Genomic DNA, 17,591 nt, shown 5'->3' with positions numbered 1-17,591 from the left:
CTTCTTCTTCCGGTCAGTGGTTTGCGCACGGGGTGGCTGTCTCGGCGCCGAGGCGCGCCAGAAGCGCCTGGCGGTCGAGCCGTCCGGCCTCGGCGATCATGACCAGACGGCAGCCGGGCTGATCATCTCCCGGAAGCGGCTCCAGCGTAACCCTCCGCCCGACCATCTGGAGCAGATAGCGCCGACCTGGCTTCTCGTGAAAGTGGAAAATGCCCTTCGCGCGGATCAGAATCAGCGCATATTCGGCGATCAGGGCCTGAAGCGCCGTCAGGCTGATCGCGCCCGGGCTTTGCCATTCGACGGTGGCGAAACGGTCAGACCGGTGCGGCTCGCCGGCCGCGACCGCCGTAAATCGCGTGGGTCTGGCGCCTGTGTCGAGAAACAGCCCGGTCGGCAGGGCCTCGCGGGCCATGTCGATCACCGGCGGCTTGCCCGCGGGCGACAGCAGGCCCGACAGCGCCTCGACGGCGGCGTCATCGATCGCCGCCGTCTTGGACAGCACCACGAAATTGGCCGCGGCCAGTTGCGCCCGCCACAGATCGTCGCCGCGCCGCGCCGGATCTCCGATCACGTCCTCGGCATCGACCACGCACAGCACCGCATCGAGCCGCGCGCTCTTCCACAGAACCGGATCGGCCAGCGCCTGGACGATGCCGGCCGGATCGGCCACGCCGCTTGCCTCGATGACGATATGATCGGGCGCCGGATCGCGCGCCAGAAGCAGTTTCAGCGTGCGCAGCAGATCGCCCTGCAAGGTGCAGCACACGCAGCCATTGGCCAGACCGACGATGTCATCGGCCCTGCCGACAAAGCCATCCGCTCTGTCGGCGGCGCCATCCGCCCTGGCCCGGATCAGTTCCTCGTCGATGTTGATCGCGCCGAAATCGTTGACGACGGCGGCGATGCGCCGGCCCCCCGCCTGCGCCAGCATCGCGTTGATCAGCGTCGTCTTGCCGGCGCCCAGATAGCCGGTGACGACGAGGACCGGCACGGTCATCGCGGATCGCTCCGGATCGCGCGGCCGGGGCGCGCATCACGCACCAGCGCGCCATCCGCGATCACCGCCTGACCGTTGACCAGCACATGCACCATGCCGTCGGCGGCCAGATGCATCGCCTCGAACGTCGCCCGGTCCTGCACCCGGGCCAGGTCGAAGACGACGATATCGGCGTCGCAACCGGCCTGGAGCCGGCCCTTGCGGCGGAACGCGTCGCTGCAGCTTTCAACGATCCGCGCCGGGATCAGCGTGCATTTGGCGATGGCCTCCATCAGCGGCACCACCTCACGCTCGCGCACCCATTGCGCCAGAAACCGGGTGAAGGTGCCCGAGGAGCGCGGATGAGACGACTTGTCGGCGCCAATCGGCCAGTCCTCGCCGGCATAGAGCGAGCCGTCGGGATTGCTCCACGGCACCGCGTCCGACGCGATCGCGCCGCCGGGATAGGTGACGGAGATATCGAGCAGCTTGTGGTCATGGGGGTTTTCGGTGTCGAGGAAGTGCCACAGCACCAGGGATTCGGGCGCGTCGGCACGCGCGGCCGCCAGATCGTCGCGGCTTTGGAACCGCCGGCCGGTGCTGACCACCTCGATCGCGTCATAGCCGGTGCCGGTCCGCTCGACGAAATTGCTCTCCATAAAGAACCCGGCGCTGAGCACGGTGGAGCCGGTGCCATAAGGATAGGCCTCGGTGGTGATCGGCAACCCTTGCGCCTGCGCCTTGCCGATCAGCCGCGCCGCCTCTTCGATGTCGCGCAGGCTGGTGCTGTTCAGATGGCAGATATGCATATGGGCGCCGGTGGCGCCCGCCAGCCCGATCAGATTGACATAGGCCTCGATCGAGCTTTTCGGATCGATGTTCGACATATAGGCGATGTGGGTATAGGTGGGCCGGGCGTATTCGGCCGCCAGCGAACAGATCCGGGCCATCTCTTTCATGCCGGCGCCGGAGGCATAGCCATGCGGGATCCCGATGCCGAGCGCGCCCTCGTCGAGCCCCTGCCGGGTCAGCGCCACGATCGCGTCGGTCTGCGCCGGCGTCGAGGCATCGACCGACCAGCGCATGTCGTTCGACCCCGCCCCCATCAACTCGATCGGTGCCAGTCGGCCGTCGAGGTCAAGGCCGATCATCGCCGCCTTGCGCGCGAACAGCCATGCGGCGGCGGTGCCGTAATTCAGCACCCGGCCGGCTTCCTGCTGCTGGTCGTACCAACGCGCGACCGGCAGCGCGCCGACCTCCAGTTCCAGCGCCGTGGTGACGCCGTCGAAGGCCTGCATCCGGTCGGCCGGCACCGACTGACCATGGGCATGCAGATCGATGAAGCCGGGCGCCACGACCAGACCCGCCGCATCGATCTCGCGCATCCCTGCCCCCAGCGACGGACCCACCGCCGCGATCCGGTCGCCGACGATACCGATATCGGCAATCGCGTCATGCCCGCTTTCGGGATCGATGACCCTGCCGGCACGGATGACGAGATCGAACATTGGGGTACCGGCCATCTGCATGTCCCTTATAAGCGGCAATGCCCACTACAATGCCGAGACTGGCACCATGACAGAACAGGCAAGCCCCTGTCCATGGCTTCCCGGCCGCTTCTGGCAATTGAATTGCGCCTGTCGGCCAAAAGGCGCGATGCTGGCCCCAGCGCGACCGTCTGTCTGGCTTTTCAAGGACCACCCCCCATGGACATGCCTGTGATAACGCCGCGCGGCGCCGAACTTCGGATGGATGCCGCGCTGCCCTTCGATGCCGGCGATGCCGGCCGCCGGCTGCTGCGCACCGCCCGCGTCGCCACCCTGTCGACGCTGGACCCCGGCAGCGGCTATCCCTATGGCGCCGTCACCAATCTGGCGACCGATCACGACGCCAGCCCGGTGTTCATCATGGCCGCGCTGGCGCTGCATGCCCGCAACCTGCACAACGACCCTCGCGCATCCCTGACCCTGGCCGAGCCCGGGCTGGCGGATGCGCTGGCCGGTGTGCGGATGACCGTGGTCGGCCATGTGGAGAAGATCGACGACGCCTCGCGGGTGGCCGCCCTGCAGCGCCGTTATCTGGCCCGCCATCCCAAGACCCGGCTGTATATGTCGCTGCCGGATATCGGCTTCTATCGGATGAGCATGCTGGATCTGCGGATCAGCGGCGGGCCCAGGCGCAATGCCGGCGAACCGCAGGTGGCACACTACACCACCGATCTTGCCGGCGCCGAGGCGCTGATCGCGGCCGAGGCCCGGCTGATCGACCAGTTGAACGGGCCCGAGGGCGCCGACCTGCCGCGCCGGCTGGCGCTGCGCCATGGCGGCCCGGCCGGCACCCGGTGGACGGCGACGGGCCTTGACCCCGAGGGGCTGGACCTGTCGTCGCCCGGCACCGATCTGCGGATCACCTTCGCCCGCCGGGTGACCACGCCGGAGGCGTTCCGCGCGACCATCGAGGCGCTGGCGGATACCGCCCCCGGCTGATAGCCGGGATCATTCGCCGCCGATGACCCCGCAGGCGATGCGGTCGCCGGCGGCACCCGACGGCTGGCTGCGGTAATCGTCGCGGCCGGCATGGATCATCAGCGTCCGGCCCATGATACCGGTATCGCCCTGATCCAGCCGCACGGCGCCGTTGAACACCTCGACCGCGAGCGTGCCGTCCTGGGCGACCTTCTGATTGGGCATGTCGCCGGCATGCGGCCCGCCTTCCGCCAGATAGCCATGGGCGCGGTCATCGGGATTGAAATGGCCGCCGGCGGTCTTGTGGCCCTGTTCGGCGTCGCAGGCATCGCCTTCATGGATGTGGAAGGCGACCCATTTTCCGGGCGGCAGGCCACGAAGATCGGTCGCGATCAGAACCCCGGTCGGCGTGCCGGTGAGGGTGGCGCTGCCATTGTCGCGGCCCGAGGCGTCGACGAAATGCGCGGTGGCGCTGGTGGTCTCGGCCGCCGGCACCCTGGCGTCGTCTGCCGCCAGCGACACGGCCGGCACCGCCAGGGCAATGGCTGCAAGCATGGTGGCGGCACGGGTTGCGGAACGGTATGGCATGGATCTGTCCTCTGTGGTCGGTGTGTCCCGGTCTGCGCCAGACCCGGAAGGATATGCGCCCAACAGACCGGCCCGCCCGCTGGTTCCGCCGGATCGGGCCTGCCATCGGCAGGGTATCACGGGCGTTGCGACACCGCCCGATCGGGTATATGTATCGATCGATGCAGAACAACGCTCGCCCCACATCCGGTGAACCCGCGCCGGCCGCACGTGGCCGCGGCCGCCCGCGCGCGTTCGATCGGGATACGGCTCTGGCCGAAGCGACCCGGCTGTTCTGGGCCAAGGGCTATGAAGCGACGTCGATGGCCGATCTGACCAAAGCCATGGGGATCGGGTCGCCCAGCCTGTATGCGGCGTTCGGTTCGAAGGACGCGCTGTATGCCGAGGCGCTGGACTATTACGCCCGCGTCTGGCAGCCGCTGTTCTGGAAACGGTGCCAGAGCGCCGCGACGGCACGCGAGGCCATCCAGTGGCTGCTGGAGGATCTGGCCGCCGTCCTGGGTGGCGCATATGGCGACATTCCCGGCGGCTGCATGGTGGCGCTGTCGTCGGTGACCGGAGAGGGGCATGAGCACCTGGACGCCCTGGTCCGATCGGCGCGCGCGGTGGGCCTGGACCTGCTGAAGGCACGCTTCGCGCGCGCCGTGGCCGAGGGCGAGATTCCGGCCACCGTCGACATCCACGCGCTCGCCCGTTTCGTGCAAACCGTCCAGAACGGCATGTCGATCCTGGCGCGCGACGGCGCCAGCCGCGCCGAGCTGGAGGCCGTGGCCAGGATCGCGATGGCGGGCTTCGACGCGCAGGTCGGCGCCGATCAGGGCACAGGGGGTCGATAGCGCGGTCTGCGTCGGCATCGGCGCCTGATTGCGCGGTGTCAGACGGGGAGGCGTCAGACGGGGCGGTGTCAGACGGGCGGCAGGCCGGTGATGCCGGTCATCGCCAGCCCGCTGGCGGGACGGGCGGGCATGCGGTTCAGCCGCACCGACAGATCCTGCGGCGGCAACCGCCAGTCCATCTCGCGGGTCAACAGGCGCATGGCCGCCATCACCAGCGCGATCGTTGCCCGCTCCCCCGGGCAGCGATGGGTTTCAGCGGCATGGCCGGCGCCCTGGGGCACCATCCGATAGGGGGCCTCGTCCCAGTCGCGGAACCGCTCGGGCCGGAAGCTGTCCGGCGCCGCCCACACCGCCGGATGATGATTGGTGCCGTGGATGTCGAGCAGCACCCATTGCCCGACCGGGAAACGGGTGCCCTGCCAGTCGAACGCCTGCCGCACCCGGCCGGCCACCGCCGGAAAGAACGGATAGAAGCGCCGCACCTCCTGCACGAAGGGCAGCAGGTCGGCCTCGTCGCCTGCGGCAAAACGGGCGCGCCAGGGCTGGTGTTCATGCAGGGCCAGGGCCGCGAACACGATATAGCGTTCCACCGCCACGATCGGCCGCAACAGGTTGATCAGCTCCACCGCAGCAATGGCGGGCGGCAGCCCGCGGCCATCGAGATCATGATGATCGGCCAGACGCGCCGCCGGCGATGTCGGCGCCGCGCCCCGGTCAGGTAAACGCGCCAGCGCCCGTTCGGCCCAGCGTTCCGTGCGGCGGCGGCGCCAGCGCGCCCACCAGTTCGACGGCCCCACCCGCCCGGCATTCGCGACCATCGCCTCAAGCTCCGCCGCGCGGTCGTCGCGTTGATCGGCGCCGACCGGCACACCCGCCCAGGCGGCACCGGCACGGGTCAGCAGCGCCGGCAGTTCATCGGCCAGCACGATCTGCCCCGCCGCCTGCCAGCGCGGCAGCGCCGACCGCCATTCATCGGCGAACAGCGATACCAGCCGATCGATGGCGGCGGCATCGGTCAGCAGCGCCATGAACAGCGCCTTGCGGTGGCGGTGGGCGGCGCCATCCAGCCCCTGAACGCTGCCGTCATCCTGCAACAGATGGCGCACCGATGCCGGCATCGCCCCCTGGCGGGTGAAACGGTCGCCGTCATAGAAGATCCGCGCCGCTTCAGGGCCGCGCATGCAGATCACCGGCTTCAGCATGATGCGGGTGGCGAAGACGTCGCGGCCCAGGCGCTGGAACCGCCGCGACCCGAAGGTATAGCCATCGCGCAGAAACCCCAGCGAGCTGTCGAAGGCGGCTGTGCGGGGAATGGGGGCGGTGTCGTCGGCGGGAACGGCCATGGGCGCGCGGCATCCTTGGTGGGCGGGCGATGCCATCGGTAACCGGCAGAACGCCGGAAGGTTGCGCAGGGCGCGCGCGTGGGAACCCTGGCCCCCGGCCGCCGTTGCCATCAGACGCGCCCCCCGGTCATCTGGAGACGATCATGCCCCATGCCCCCGACACCATGACCTCCGCCGATATCCTGATCGAAGCCCTGATCAGCTGGAATGTCGACACCGTCTTCGGCCTGCCCGGCGATGGGATCAACGGCATCATGGAGGCGCTGCGCGTGCGGCAGGACCGCATCCGCTTCATTCAGGTCCGGCACGAGGAAAGCGCCGCCTTCATGGCCACCGCCCATGCGAAATGGACCGGCCGGCTGGGCGTCTGCCTGGCGACATCGGGGCCGGGCGGCGCGCATCTGCTGACCGGGCTTTACGACGCCGCCCTCGACAGGGCGCCGGTGCTGGCGATCACCGGCATGCAGGCCCATGATCTGGTCGACACCTTCACCCAGCAGGATGTGGATCTGACCCGGGTGTTCAACGATATCGCGGTGTTCAACACCCGGGTCGCCGATGCGGCGCATATGGAGACCGTGGCCGGGCTCGCCTGCCGGGCGGCGCTGGCCCATCGCGGCGTCGCCCATCTGTCGATCGCCAACGACATGCAGGAACAGGCGCTGGGCGATGCCGCGCGATCGTCGCGCAACAAGCCACGCCACACGCCCGATCAGTGGTTCCAGGGCCGGCGCCTGCCGATGGAGGCCGATCTGGACCGCGCGGCCGAGGTTTTGAACGCGGCGTCGCGGGTGATGATCCTGGCCGGACGCGGCGCCGCCGGCGCCGCCGCCGAGCTTGAGGCCACCGCCGACCTGCTGGCCGCCCCGATCGCCAAGGCGCTGCTGGGCAAGGCGGTGCTGCCCGATGATCACCGCCATGTCACCGGCGGCATCGGCATGCTGGGCACCCTGCCCTCGCAGGAGGCGATGGAGCAATGCGACGCCCTGGTCATCATCGGCTCGACCTTCCCTTATATCGAATATTATCCGGAACCCGGTCAGGCACGGGCGGTACAGATCGACCGCGACGCCGAGCGCATCGGGCTGCGCTATCCGGTGGAGGTGGGGCTGGTGGGCGATGCCGCCGAAACCCTGCGGCTGCTGAACGACCGGCTGCGTCGCAAAACCGACCGCCGGTTTCTGGAACAGGCGCAGGCGGGCATGACGCGGTGGCGGCGGATGATGGCCATGGCGCAGTCGAAAACCGACATGCCGCTGAAGCCGCAGGTGGTGGCGGCCGCCTTCGGGCGCCGCCTGCCCGATACGGCGATCCTGGCCAGCGATTCCGGCCAGAACACCGAACTGGCCGCCCGGCATGTCGATCTGCGGCCGGGGCAGGATTACAGCGTGTCGGGCACGCTGGCATCGATGGCCTGCGGCCTGCCCTATGCGATCGCGGCCGGGCTGGCCTTTCCCGACCGGCCGGTGTTCGCCATCGTGGGCGATGGCGGCTTCGCCATGCAACTGGGCGAATTCTCCACCGCCGTGCGCTATGGCGTGCCGCTGAAGCTGCTGGTGATCAAGAACGGCATGCTGAACCAGATCGTCTGGGAACAGATGATGTTCCTGGGCAATCCGCAATTCGGCTGCGAGCTTCAGCCGATCGATTTCGCCAAGGCCGCCGAGGCGATGGGCGGCACCGGCTTCACCATCGACCGCCCCGAAGACGTCGAGAGGGTGCTGGATCAGGCCTTCGCCACCGATGGCGCCGTGGTCATTCAGGCGGTGGTGGATGCCTATGAACCGATGATGCCGCCCAAGCTGCCACCGCAAAAGGCCCGCAACTTCCGGCAGGCCCTGCCCGAGACCCCGGGCCACGAGCGGATCGAAGCGGCGATCGCGGCCGAGCCGCTGCACAGCATGATCGAGGCGGGCACGGGTGGCGACGACAAGGCCGGTTGAGCGGCCGCCCGCCCACGGGGGCGTTCCTACCCCGTCGGGCCGTGCGCGTCGGGCGTGGCGAGAAAGCCGTTCAAGGCAGCGAGAGCGTGATCGGGCACCTCCTCGGGGATGAAATGCCCGCTCGGCATGGGCGCGAACCGGGGTTGGTCACACCAGCCCGACCAGATCCGCTCCACATCGAAATGCCGCCCGACCACGCCGCGTTCCCCCCACATCACCAGGGTCGGGCAGGCGATCCTCCGTCCGGCGGCGCGGTCCGCCCGATCATGCAGCCGGTCGATGTGATAGCCGGCGCGAAAGCACTCGCACATGGCTGTCACCGCGGCAGGCGTGGCGTTCGCGGTGAGATAGGCCTGCAACGCCAGATCGTGGTATCGGACGGGCCGATCCGAAAGCCCCGACAGAATCAGCCGCAGAAAAGCGTCCGGATCGCCGGCGATCAACCGGTCGGGTATTGGATAGTCCTGAGTCAGAAACGAAAAATAGAAGTAATCCTGAGCAATCGCGGCATTTGAATTTTCGTAGAAATCCAATGCCGGGACGATGTCCATGACGACGAGCCGGGTGACGGCCCCGGGGTTGTCCAGGGCCAGCCGCCGTGCCACCCGCGCGCCCCTGTCGTGGCCGACGAGCACGAAGCTGTCATGCCCCAGGAACCGCATGACCGCGAGCTGCTCAGCCGCCATCTCGCGCTTGCTGTAAGCGTTCCGCCCCTCGCTATGGCCGGGCTTATGGCTTTCCCCTCGCCCCCGGATATCGGGCAGCACGATCGAAAACCGGTCCGCCAGCTTTAACGCCAGATGATGCCAGCACAGATGGGTTTGCGGGTCGCCATGCAGCATCAGCAAGGGCGGGCCATTGCCACCCGTCACCACGAGAAGCCGCCTGCCTGCGATGTCGATGAACCGGCGGGTGAATCCGGGCATGAGGCTGGCGTCGGCCCGTTCAAAGATGGTCATTGATCCACGCCTTGAACTGGGAGATGGCGGCCTCGTCCCGCTTGAAAAAAGACCAGCGGCCAATCCGGTTCACGGTCAGGAAGCCGGCGCGCCGCAGAATCTCCAGGTGGCGGCTCACGGTCGGCTGCGCCATGCCCAGTTTGTCCGACAGAAGCGTCACGCAAACCCCGATCTCGGACGGTCTTCCCGTCACCTGATGCGGAAAATAGGTATCCGGTTCGCTCAACCACCCCAGAATGGACAGCCGCGTGTCGCTTGCGAGAGCCTTGGATTGTTCAAGTCGATCAGCCATGGGCGTCTTATACATCGTTATTTAGCTATGAGTCAATGCGACTGCTCCTTGGACAGTGGGGTCGTCGAGGGATGGATGAGAGCTCGCCCGGCCGTTTGCGGTCGTTGCCCCCTGTCCGGGCGGTCTGTATTCTGGGCGCCATGGATCAGCAAACCCGCCCGTCACGCCAGATGCCGCCACGCCACCACCGCCAGACACCGCCCAGCCGGACACCGCCCAGCCCGGCCGATTTCCGGCTGTGCCGGACATGGCTGTTCCGCGATGGCGCCGCCCCCGCGACCGCCGATGCCGGCACCGAGGCCGATGTGCTGATCCAGGATCTGGAGGATTTCACCACCCCGGCGCTGCGGCCGGTGGCGCGCGATCTGGCGCCGGCGCTGTATCGGCAGTGGCGCGCCGCCGGGCGGGTGGCCTGCGTGCGCATCAATCCGCTGGCGGCATGCGGCAGCCTGGATCTGGCGGCGGTGATGGCCGGCGCGCCCGATATCGTGGCCTTGCCCAAGGTCGACAGCCCCGCCCGGATCGTGGAACTGGATGCGCTGATCGGCGAGATGGAGCGCGATCACGGCCTGAGCCCGGAATCGACCGCGATCCTGCCCAATATCGAAAGCGCGCGCGGCATCCTTGCCACCGCCGCGATCGCCACCGCCAGCCCGCGGGTGATCGGCTGCCTGATGGCGTCCGAGGATCTGGCGGCCGATCTGGGCGCCGAACGCGACCGCGACGCCGCCGAACTGGATCATGCCCGCGGCCGGTTCCTGATCGATTGCGTGGCGGCGGGGGTGGTCGCGGTCGACTGCCCCTATACCTGGAGCGATGCCGAGGGGGCCGCCGCCTGCGCGCGCCGCGCCCGCCGCCTGGGCTATACCGCCAAAAGCCTGGTCGATCCGGGCCATGCCGGGGCCATCAATGCGGTGCTGACGCCATCGCCCGCCGAGATCGCCACCGCCCGCCGGATCGTCGACACATTCGATGCCGCCCGCGCCCGGGGTGCCGCGCGGGTGGAACTGGATGGCGTGCTGGTGGAACTGCCCCGGCGCAACAACGCCGCCCGGCTGCTGGCCCGCGCCCACGCCTTCATTGCCGCCGGACTGATCGGAGACCCGTCATGACCACCCGACCGGTCATCCACATCGATGCCGATGCCTGCCCGGTGAAGGCCGAGGTCTATAAGGTCGCGGCACGCTATGGGCTGAAGGTGCGGGTGGTTTCCAATGCCTGGATCAATATTCCCGAAGGGCCGCTGGTCGAACGGGTCATCGTGGGCGACGGCTTCGACGCGGCCGATGACCGGATCGTGGAAGACACGGCGGCGGGCGATATCGTCATCACCGCCGACATCCAGCTTGCCGGTCGCTGCCTCGGCGCCGGCGGCGCCGCGATCGGCCCGGACGGGCGGGAATTCTCCGGCGCCAATATCGGCTCGGCGCTGGCGATGCGCGCGCTGATGGCCGACCTGCGCGCCGGTGTCGGCGCCGAGGGCCTGCGCGGCCCGAAGCCGATGACCGCGCGCGACCGGTCGAGCTTCCTGCAGACGCTGGACCGGGTGGTGACCCGCCAGTTGCGGGGGTGACACGCGGCGAGGGTGCCCGCCACGGGGGGGCTGGCGGTCAGGTCGTCAGGTTCAGGTGTCGGGTGGTCCCTGATCCTTTCATACCTCTTCAAGCTCGGCATCGCGGTGGAGTTCGGTGCGCACCGGCATCCCCGGCTTGATGGTTAGCGTCACCGGCGTGCGCTCGGCCAGATCCAGCAGCGCGGCGGTCTGGGCGTCGTCGAGGTCGCCGTGCAGGGCAATGGTGCGATCGATGACCACGATGTTCTCGTCATCCTCGTCACGGGCGAAGGCGACGGTGACGTCCAGCCCGTCCAGCGGCCAATGCTGATGAGTGGCATACATCTTCAAGGTGATCGATGTGCAGGCCGCGAGGCTCGACAACAGCAATTGATGCGGGGTCGGCCCCTGCTCGCTGCCACCCATGGCCACGGGCTCGTCGGCGGTGAGGCGATGGACGCCGGTGGACAGGGTAACGGCATAGGGAAGGCTGCCGATCGAGGCATTGACGTGCGACATGTCCTGGCTCCCTTGACTGAACGCGACCACCGGGCCGCGGCGGGAGCGGCCCATCCGTCTGTGCCCGACGGTCGGTGTCTCTCTATTGATATGGCGTCGTCGTCGCACGGAACCAGCGCCCCGTTCCGCGAAACCGCCCGGGCACGCAGCATGGCATTACGGGACACCTGCCGCCCGGCCCCGGATCTGCCACGTTTTCCGCCCCGATCGGCGATGACCGGCTGTTATCGGCGCCAGAAACGCCATCTGGTAGCGGCCCACGGCCTCGGCGGCGACCCATTTCCGCCCCAACACCCCCTGCCGCCGGATGTGCGTTGCCCAATATATGCCACAGCGACTGGCTAGCCCGACGCACGCTGTAATAGCGGGAGGCGCGTGTCGCACAATGCCATGCAAATTGCCCAGAGACAGTGCAGAATGCCTTGCCCACCACGACTGACAGGATCTTATGCATTATCCTGGCGACGGATAGTCTTCTCTTTACCGATAATCAACTGTTGGCTGGCATATTTCAGAGAGAGCAGTCTGGAACGAGTTTGAATTGGGATCTGGGCCATGATCATGACAATGCTGTCAAACCTTCGGGTGTCTTCAAAGATCCTGATCGTCATCATGATGATGGCGCTGGTGGCAACCACCATTGCCGGGCTGGCGAATTGGGGCCTGACACGGCTGAGCATGGCGACCGAGACCGTCAAGATGGCCGGCCACAATGTCCGCGACGGCACCCGGACCAATCAACTGATCGTCGATCTGAACCGCGCCGAATACCGGATCGCGGCGGACCCGTCGCAGCTTGACGAGGCGCTGGCAGACATCACCGCGGCCGAGGCCGAGGTGGTGACGCTGCTGAACGGGTTGAAGACGCAGGCGAGCCCCGAGGAACTGACGCGGATCGCCGCGGTCGAAGCCGGGATCGCGCCTTATTTCGCCGAGATCGACGAGGCGGTGCGGCTGGCCGGACAGGCCGCCGGCCGCGTGGTCGACGCCGACCAGCGGGCATCGATCGCCGAAGCGGCCCATGGCCGCGAGATGGCCGCCGTTCTGGAACGCGACATCGCCGAGCTGGTGAACGCGACCGTCGCCCGTGCCGACCGGACCGCGCGGGAGGCCGAGGCCATGGCGCATGAGGTGGAACTGGTGGTGATGGGCGTGGCCCTGGCCGGCATTGCCGCCGGTCTGGTGTTCGGCCTGCTGATCGCCAGCCGTGGCATCGTGCGGCCGCTTGCCGCCACCGTCATCGGTCTGAAGGATCTGGCGAATGGCCGGCTGGACGTGACGGTTGCGAATACCGGCCGGCGCGACGAAATCGGCGACATCGCCCGCACCATGCTGGTGTTCAAGGACAATGCGATCGAACGTCAGCGTCTGGCCGACCTTCAGGCCGCACAGGACGCGGCCAAGCTGAAGCGCGCCGAAGAGGTCAGCCGCCTGATCCTGGGCTTCGACAAGGACGTCTCGGAAGTGCTGGGCGTGATGAGCCATGCCTCGGAGGAACTGGAAGCGACCGCACAACTGCTGTCGGCGGGATCGGAAGAGACCTCGCGTCAGGCCGCCACGGTCAATGCCGCCGCCGAACAGGCATCGGTGAACGTCCAGACCGTCGCCGCCGCGACCGAGGAGCTGACCGCGACCGTGGCCGAGGTGGCCCGCCGGATGGAGGATGCCCGGATGGTCGCGACCGATGCCTCGAACGAGGCCGACCGGGCCAAGAGCTTCGTGGGCGAGCTGGATCAGGCCGGGCGCGCCATCGCCTCGGTGATCACCCTGATCAGCGAGATCGCGAGCCAGACCAATCTGCTGGCGCTGAACGCCACGATCGAGGCGGCGCGCGCCGGCGAGGCCGGCAAGGGCTTCGCGGTTGTGGCATCGGAAGTGAAGACACTGGCCACCCAGACCGCGCGGGCCACCGACGAGATCCGCACCCAGGTCGGCGGCATGCAGAGCAGCATCGACCAGGCGGTCGGCGCCATCTCCCATATCGCCACGGTCATCTACCGGCTGAACGACATGGCCGGCGCGGTCGCCGCCGCGGTTCAGGAGCAGTCTGCCGCCACCGCCGAGATCGGCCGCAACGCCAATCAGGCCGCCCTCGGCACCAGCCATGTCACCGCGAACATGTCAGGCGTCAGCGAGGCGGCACAGACCACCTCGGCCGGCTCCACCCAGGTTCTCTCGGCCGCACGCTCGCTGGCCGACCGCTCGACGCGGCTGCGGAGCTCGGTCGACGGCTTCCTGCGCGACGTGGTCGCCGCCTGACGGCCGCACCCCGCCCCGCCATCTTTTCTTCGCGTTTTCACGGCTCTCTCCCGGGTGATCCTCCAACCCGCACCTTGGCCGCGTTCCGGACATCATCCGGGGCGCGGCCTTCTTTCTTTCTGGGCGCATGGGCCTGCGGCCTGCGGCCATGCGCCTCGCCCACAACCAGGGCGATCCGCGCTATACTGGCGCCTATATCACAACGCGCGGGCAGCACGGGGACCGGCATGCACACCCAGGATCAATCGGCGGCCATCGCCTGTCTTCGGGCGGCACTCGACACCGGCGACGGCGAGCCGCCCCGGCTGGTGGAAACCCATATCTCGCTGGTGTTCATCGGCGACAGCCGGGTCATGAAGCTGAAAAAGGCGGTGCGGCTGCCCTATCTGGATTTCGGCACCGCCGAACGCCGGCTGGCGATGTGTCATCGCGAAATGACCCTGAACCGGCGCACCGCCCCGGATATCTATCGCCGCGTGCACCGGATCACCGCCACGGATGCGGGGCGCGCGGAGCTGAACGGGCCGGGCGCACTGCTGGATGGCGTGGTCGAGATGGCCCGGTTCGACGAAGACGGCCTGCTGGACCGGGTGGCCGCGGCCGGCCGGCTGGATGACCGGCTGGTGGCCGACCTGGGCGCGGTGGTGGCCGGCTTTCACACCGCCGCCGCCATTGCCGGCCGCGATGACGGCGCCGCGCGGGTGCGCCGGGTGCTGGACATCAACCACGCGGCACTGGATGACGCGGGCGATCTGCTGAACGATGCCCGCCGCCGGCAGGTGATTGCCGCCACGGATGCCGCCTTTGCCCGGCTGGCGCCGCTGCTGGACGCGCGCGGCCGCCTGGGCCGGGTGCGCCATGGCCATGGCGACCTGCATCTGCGCAACATCGTGTTGATCGATGGCCGGCCGGTGCCGTTCGACTGCATCGAATTCGACGACGATCTGGCGACCACCGATGTTCTGTACGATCTGGGCTTCCTGATCATGGATCTGCTGCATGGCGGCTTCGCGCCACAGGCGGCGCTGCTGCTGAACCGGTATCTGGATGCAACAGGTGGGGCTGCGGCTGGCGGCGACACGGCGGGCGCCGCCAGCGACCGGGGCGCGGGACTGGCGCTGCTGCCGATGCTGCTGGCGATGCGGGCGACCATCCGCGCCCATGTCGGCGCCACGGCGGCGCGCGACATGGCCGATGCCGATGCCCGCGCGGCCGCGATCGCCGGGGCGGCGGGCTATCTGGATCTTGCCGCCCGCCTGCTGAACCCGCCACCGCCACGGCTGGTGGCGGTGGGCGGGCTCAGCGGCAGCGGAAAATCGACCACCGCCGCCGCCATCGCTCATCTGGTGGGACCGGCACCGGGGGCGCGGGTGATTTCCAGCGACCGGATCCGCAAACGCCTGTGCGGCGTGGCGCCGACCACCCGCCTTGCAGCCGATGCCTATACCCCGGCCATGTCCGAGCGGGTCTATGGCGTGATGGCGCAAGAGGCCGCGGCGGCGCTGGCCGCCGGCCATGGGGTGATCGCCGATGCGGTGTTCGACCGGTCCGAGGCCCGCGATGCCGTCGCCGCGGTCACGGCCGGTGTCGGCTGTCGTTTCGACGGGATCTGGCTTCAGGCCCCCGAAGCCGTGCTGATCGACCGGGTGACCGCACGCCGGGGCGATCCGTCGGATGCCGACGCGGCGGTGGTGCGCGCCCAGATCGCCCGCGCCGCCGCATCGCCGGTGACCGGCGACTGGCATCAGGTGGCCGCCGATACCGACCGGGCCACACGCATCGAGGCCATCCGCCGGCACCTGACCGGTACCTGACGGGGGGCGATCAGTCGCGCGCCCGGGTCAGTCGCGCGCCCGGGTCAGTCACGCGCCCGGGTCAGTCACGCGCCCGGGTCAGTCACGCGCCCGGGTCAGTCACGCGCCCTGTCCAGATGCATCCTGAGACGCAGCAGGCGCGGCAGCAGCACCGCCAGATCGTCATCCGATACCACCGGCGCCAGATCGGCCATGAACCCCGCCACCCGGCCGACCGCGCGGTCGCGCATCCGCCGGCCGTCATCGGTCAAGAACACCCGCTTCGCCCGGCCATCCACCGGGTCGGGCTCGATGCGGATCAGCGATCGCGCCTCCAGCCGTTGCAGGGTGTTGGTCATCGCCCCCTTGGTGACCTGAAAGGCGCGCGCGATGGCAACCGGCGTGCGGCCATCGCCCAGCCGGGTCAGATGGTTCAGGACATGGAAATGCGGCGCGCGCAGACCATCGGGCAACAGGCGTTCCAGTTGTGCGGTCGCGAGCTGATCGATGATGCCGATCTCGTTGAACAACTGGAACAGGGGCGGATCGGCGTCGCCGCCGGCCGTGATGTCGTCTTCGGGGTTCAGCGTCTGCATCCTCGATCGGGACCGGCCGCCGACCGCCCGCCGCCGCCATCAGGTGCGAAGGGCGGCTGACACCGGGTGGCGCGGGCTGGGTCGGATATGGGGGCCATGGCCGAAGCGGCCCAGCATCTGAAGGCGCAGATTTGCATCCCCCGCCACCGCCGGCAAGCCCTGTCGGAACGCGGCGCCCCCGGCCGCCATAACCGTCTGATGCATCGCCTGAAAGGCCGGGGCCATTTCCGGAAACTCCTGCAGAGCCTGACTGACCGGATGAACCGCAAGGCCGCTGGCCGCCGCCGCCAGATCCAGCCGCATCCATGCGGCCCCGGCCGCCAGTTCCGATGCCCGCCCGCCATCTTCGGCGGTCGCCACGGCCAGAAAGGCGGGGGTATGCGCGATCATCCGATCATAGATCTGCCGGCCCAGCGCGGTGGCGTCGCTGTCCGGATCGGCCAGATCCGCGCGCGACAACAGGCCCAGACGGTGCAGAAGCTGAAGTTTCGGGCCGCCAAGGGCAATGCCGTCGGGATTGGCGTCGATCTCGGCCCGGCCGACGCGCATCAGACGCACGCTTTCCATGAAGGCCGCCGGGGTTTCCGCCTCGATCACCCAGGCCTGCCAGGCGATGGCCCGCATGGCGGCCACCACCGCCGGCGCGATCATCGCGGCCGATGCCGCGGGGGCGCCCGCCCATCCGCCACCGGCGGTGCCGGCCGCACCCGCCGCAAGCCCCAGCACCGCCGATGTCTCGGCCCCGGTGAGGGCACGATCGTCGAACGGCTCCTTCGTCGAACGCCGGTCCTGCAGCGCGTCGACCAGACGCAGCGCCGCCGCGCGGTCGGCATCCGACACCGTGCCCGCACGGTCGATGCGCACAAGGGCGACCGGCCGGGCGTCGAGACGCCCCCCCGCCCGCGTATCGGGCATGCCCTCGGGCAGCGGCTGTATGCTGACAGCGACCCCCTGCGCCAGGGCCACCAGCCGCAGCAATTCGATCAGGCAGCCGAAGCCGATGGTGATCTGGCGGTCGAAGGGGTCGGTTTCCGGCAGGCGCTTGTCCAGATCGCAGCCGATCACCACCAGATCGGGCTGACCGGCCGGCAGCGCGAACAGCCAGGGCTGGCGGTTATGGGGATTGGGCGCCAGGATCGCCCGCGCCAGCAGCCGGACCCGCAGATCCGCCGCCAGGCCGGCCGCCAGATCGGCCGGGCCGTCATCAGCCGCCGCCTGCCATGGCCGCACCGCCAGCCGGGGCGGACGCAAGGCATCGACAGCCAACAGGCCACCCGCCGCCAACACGCCCACCCCGCCACCGACACCCAGTTTCAACAGCCGGCGCCGCGCCGGCTTCATATGCTCATCGCCGTTCCGCCGCATCATCGTCTCCTCTATATAGTTTAATGATGAACTATATAGTTCAACGTCGAACCACCGTCAACAGGGCCACTGTAGAACCAACGCGAATTCGATGAAGGATCAATC

At 68.8% G+C, this 17,591-nt stretch carries 16 protein-coding genes; 7 read left to right on the top strand and 9 right to left on the bottom strand.

The window, feature by feature from the left end; translation table 11 throughout:
• Positions 1-13 precede the first annotated feature (13 nt).
• Both WG924_RS06525 and WG924_RS06520 read right to left on the bottom strand, forming a co-directional pair.
• A complete protein-coding gene (locus WG924_RS06525) occupies positions 14-997 on the bottom strand; it encodes a CobW family GTP-binding protein (RefSeq protein ID WP_345932191.1) in 984 nt (327 codons plus the stop codon).
• The gene (locus tag WG924_RS06520) at positions 994-2,499 is read right to left on the bottom strand and encodes an amidohydrolase family protein (protein WP_345932190.1); all 1,506 of its coding nucleotides are present in this window, start codon (positions 2,497-2,499) and stop codon (positions 994-996) included. The genes WG924_RS06525 and WG924_RS06520 overlap by 4 nt, the downstream gene beginning before the upstream one ends.
• Before the next feature lie 183 nt (positions 2,500-2,682).
• On the opposite strand from WG924_RS06520, the gene WG924_RS06515 reads away from it, so the two are divergent.
• A complete protein-coding gene (locus WG924_RS06515; RefSeq protein ID WP_345932189.1) occupies positions 2,683-3,462 on the top strand; it encodes a HugZ family pyridoxamine 5'-phosphate oxidase in 780 nt (259 codons plus the stop codon).
• Positions 3,463-3,471: 9 nt separating this feature from the next.
• On the opposite strand, the gene WG924_RS06510 is transcribed toward WG924_RS06515, so the two are convergent.
• Positions 3,472-4,029, bottom strand: a complete 558-nt coding sequence (locus tag WG924_RS06510; protein WP_345932188.1) for a superoxide dismutase family protein — start codon at positions 4,027-4,029, stop codon at positions 3,472-3,474.
• Positions 4,030-4,190: 161 nt separating this feature from the next.
• Between WG924_RS06510 and WG924_RS06505 the strand changes: the two genes are divergently transcribed.
• Positions 4,191-4,865: a TetR/AcrR family transcriptional regulator gene (locus tag WG924_RS06505; protein ID WP_372044729.1), complete on the top strand. Its 675-nt coding sequence runs from the start codon at positions 4,191-4,193 to the stop codon at positions 4,863-4,865.
• A 68-nt stretch (positions 4,866-4,933) separates the two neighbouring features.
• Here the strand turns inward: WG924_RS06505 and WG924_RS06500 are convergent, their stop codons facing one another.
• A complete protein-coding gene (locus tag WG924_RS06500) occupies positions 4,934-6,208 on the bottom strand; it encodes a cytochrome P450 (RefSeq protein ID WP_345932186.1) in 1,275 nt (424 codons plus the stop codon).
• A 143-nt stretch (positions 6,209-6,351) separates the two neighbouring features.
• Between WG924_RS06500 and WG924_RS06495 the strand changes: the two genes are divergently transcribed.
• Entirely contained in the window at positions 6,352-8,151 is a 1,800-nt protein-coding gene (locus WG924_RS06495; protein ID WP_345932185.1) for a thiamine pyrophosphate-dependent enzyme, read from the top strand.
• Positions 8,152-8,177: 26 nt separating this feature from the next.
• Here the strand turns inward: WG924_RS06495 and WG924_RS06490 are convergent, their stop codons facing one another.
• Entirely contained in the window at positions 8,178-8,993 is an 816-nt protein-coding gene (locus WG924_RS06490) for an alpha/beta fold hydrolase (RefSeq protein WP_345932274.1), read from the bottom strand.
• Positions 8,994-9,096: 103 nt separating this feature from the next.
• Complete coding sequence (locus tag WG924_RS06485; RefSeq protein WP_345932184.1) at positions 9,097-9,402, bottom strand: ArsR/SmtB family transcription factor; 306 nt, start codon at positions 9,400-9,402, stop codon at positions 9,097-9,099.
• Positions 9,403-9,542: 140 nt separating this feature from the next.
• Between WG924_RS06485 and WG924_RS06480 the strand changes: the two genes are divergently transcribed.
• Both WG924_RS06480 and WG924_RS06475 read left to right on the top strand, forming a co-directional pair.
• Entirely contained in the window at positions 9,543-10,514 is a 972-nt protein-coding gene (locus WG924_RS06480; protein WP_345932183.1) for an HpcH/HpaI aldolase/citrate lyase family protein, read from the top strand.
• Complete coding sequence (locus WG924_RS06475; protein ID WP_345932182.1) at positions 10,511-10,975, top strand: YaiI/YqxD family protein; 465 nt, start codon at positions 10,511-10,513, stop codon at positions 10,973-10,975. The genes WG924_RS06480 and WG924_RS06475 overlap by 4 nt, the downstream gene beginning before the upstream one ends.
• A 78-nt stretch (positions 10,976-11,053) precedes the next feature.
• On the opposite strand, the gene WG924_RS06470 is transcribed toward WG924_RS06475, so the two are convergent.
• Positions 11,054-11,473, bottom strand: a complete 420-nt coding sequence (locus WG924_RS06470; protein WP_345932181.1) for an OsmC family protein — start codon at positions 11,471-11,473, stop codon at positions 11,054-11,056.
• A 561-nt stretch (positions 11,474-12,034) separates the two neighbouring features.
• Between WG924_RS06470 and WG924_RS06465 the strand changes: the two genes are divergently transcribed.
• On the top strand, positions 12,035-13,732 hold the full coding sequence (locus WG924_RS06465) for a methyl-accepting chemotaxis protein (protein ID WP_345932180.1): 1,698 nt from the start codon (positions 12,035-12,037) through the stop codon (positions 13,730-13,732).
• A 227-nt stretch (positions 13,733-13,959) separates the two neighbouring features.
• Positions 13,960-15,546 carry a bifunctional aminoglycoside phosphotransferase/ATP-binding protein gene (locus WG924_RS06460; RefSeq protein ID WP_345932179.1) on the top strand — a complete coding sequence of 529 codons (1,587 nt, stop codon included), beginning with the start codon at positions 13,960-13,962 and terminating at the stop codon, positions 15,544-15,546.
• A gap of 95 nt (positions 15,547-15,641) precedes the next feature.
• On the opposite strand, the gene WG924_RS06455 is transcribed toward WG924_RS06460, so the two are convergent.
• Both WG924_RS06455 and WG924_RS06450 read right to left on the bottom strand, forming a co-directional pair.
• On the bottom strand, positions 15,642-16,121 hold the full coding sequence (locus WG924_RS06455; RefSeq protein ID WP_345932178.1) for a MarR family winged helix-turn-helix transcriptional regulator: 480 nt from the start codon (positions 16,119-16,121) through the stop codon (positions 15,642-15,644).
• Between the two features lie 39 nt (positions 16,122-16,160).
• Positions 16,161-17,489 carry a hypothetical protein gene (locus WG924_RS06450; RefSeq protein ID WP_345932177.1) on the bottom strand — a complete coding sequence of 443 codons (1,329 nt, stop codon included), beginning with the start codon at positions 17,487-17,489 and terminating at the stop codon, positions 16,161-16,163.
• Positions 17,490-17,591: the final 102 nt, after the last annotated feature.

The sequence above is a fragment of the Tistrella arctica genome (assembly GCF_039630945.1).
GTDB lineage: Bacteria > Pseudomonadota > Alphaproteobacteria > Tistrellales > Tistrellaceae > Tistrella > Tistrella bauzanensis.
The sequence above is the reverse complement of the archived record's forward strand: the minus strand, read 5'-3'. Positions and strand labels throughout refer to the sequence as shown.

Bases quoted from the DNA above. Each gene is read 5' to 3' on its own strand.
- WG924_RS06525 (WP_345932191.1), bottom strand. From the start codon at position 997: ATGACCGTGCCGGTCCTCGTCGTCACCGGCTATCTGGGCGCCGGCAAG.
- WG924_RS06520 (WP_345932190.1), bottom strand. From the start codon at position 2,499: ATGGCCGGTACCCCAATGTTCGATCTCGTCATCCGTGCCGGCAGGGTC.
- WG924_RS06515 (WP_345932189.1), top strand. From the start codon at position 2,683: ATGGACATGCCTGTGATAACGCCGCGCGGCGCCGAACTTCGGATGGAT.
- WG924_RS06510 (WP_345932188.1), bottom strand. From the start codon at position 4,029: ATGCCATACCGTTCCGCAACCCGTGCCGCCACCATGCTTGCAGCCATT.
- WG924_RS06505 (WP_372044729.1), top strand. From the start codon at position 4,191: ATGCAGAACAACGCTCGCCCCACATCCGGTGAACCCGCGCCGGCCGCA.
- WG924_RS06500 (WP_345932186.1), bottom strand. From the start codon at position 6,208: ATGGCCGTTCCCGCCGACGACACCGCCCCCATTCCCCGCACAGCCGCC.
- WG924_RS06495 (WP_345932185.1), top strand. From the start codon at position 6,352: ATGCCCCATGCCCCCGACACCATGACCTCCGCCGATATCCTGATCGAA.
- WG924_RS06490 (WP_345932274.1), bottom strand. From the start codon at position 8,993: ATGCTGCATGGCGACCCGCAAACCCATCTGTGCTGGCATCATCTGGCG.
- WG924_RS06485 (WP_345932184.1), bottom strand. From the start codon at position 9,402: ATGGCTGATCGACTTGAACAATCCAAGGCTCTCGCAAGCGACACGCGG.
- WG924_RS06480 (WP_345932183.1), top strand. From the start codon at position 9,543: ATGGATCAGCAAACCCGCCCGTCACGCCAGATGCCGCCACGCCACCAC.
- WG924_RS06475 (WP_345932182.1), top strand. From the start codon at position 10,511: ATGACCACCCGACCGGTCATCCACATCGATGCCGATGCCTGCCCGGTG.
- WG924_RS06470 (WP_345932181.1), bottom strand. From the start codon at position 11,473: ATGTCGCACGTCAATGCCTCGATCGGCAGCCTTCCCTATGCCGTTACC.
- WG924_RS06465 (WP_345932180.1), top strand. From the start codon at position 12,035: ATGACAATGCTGTCAAACCTTCGGGTGTCTTCAAAGATCCTGATCGTC.
- WG924_RS06460 (WP_345932179.1), top strand. From the start codon at position 13,960: ATGCACACCCAGGATCAATCGGCGGCCATCGCCTGTCTTCGGGCGGCA.
- WG924_RS06455 (WP_345932178.1), bottom strand. From the start codon at position 16,121: ATGCAGACGCTGAACCCCGAAGACGACATCACGGCCGGCGGCGACGCC.
- WG924_RS06450 (WP_345932177.1), bottom strand. From the start codon at position 17,489: ATGATGCGGCGGAACGGCGATGAGCATATGAAGCCGGCGCGGCGCCGG.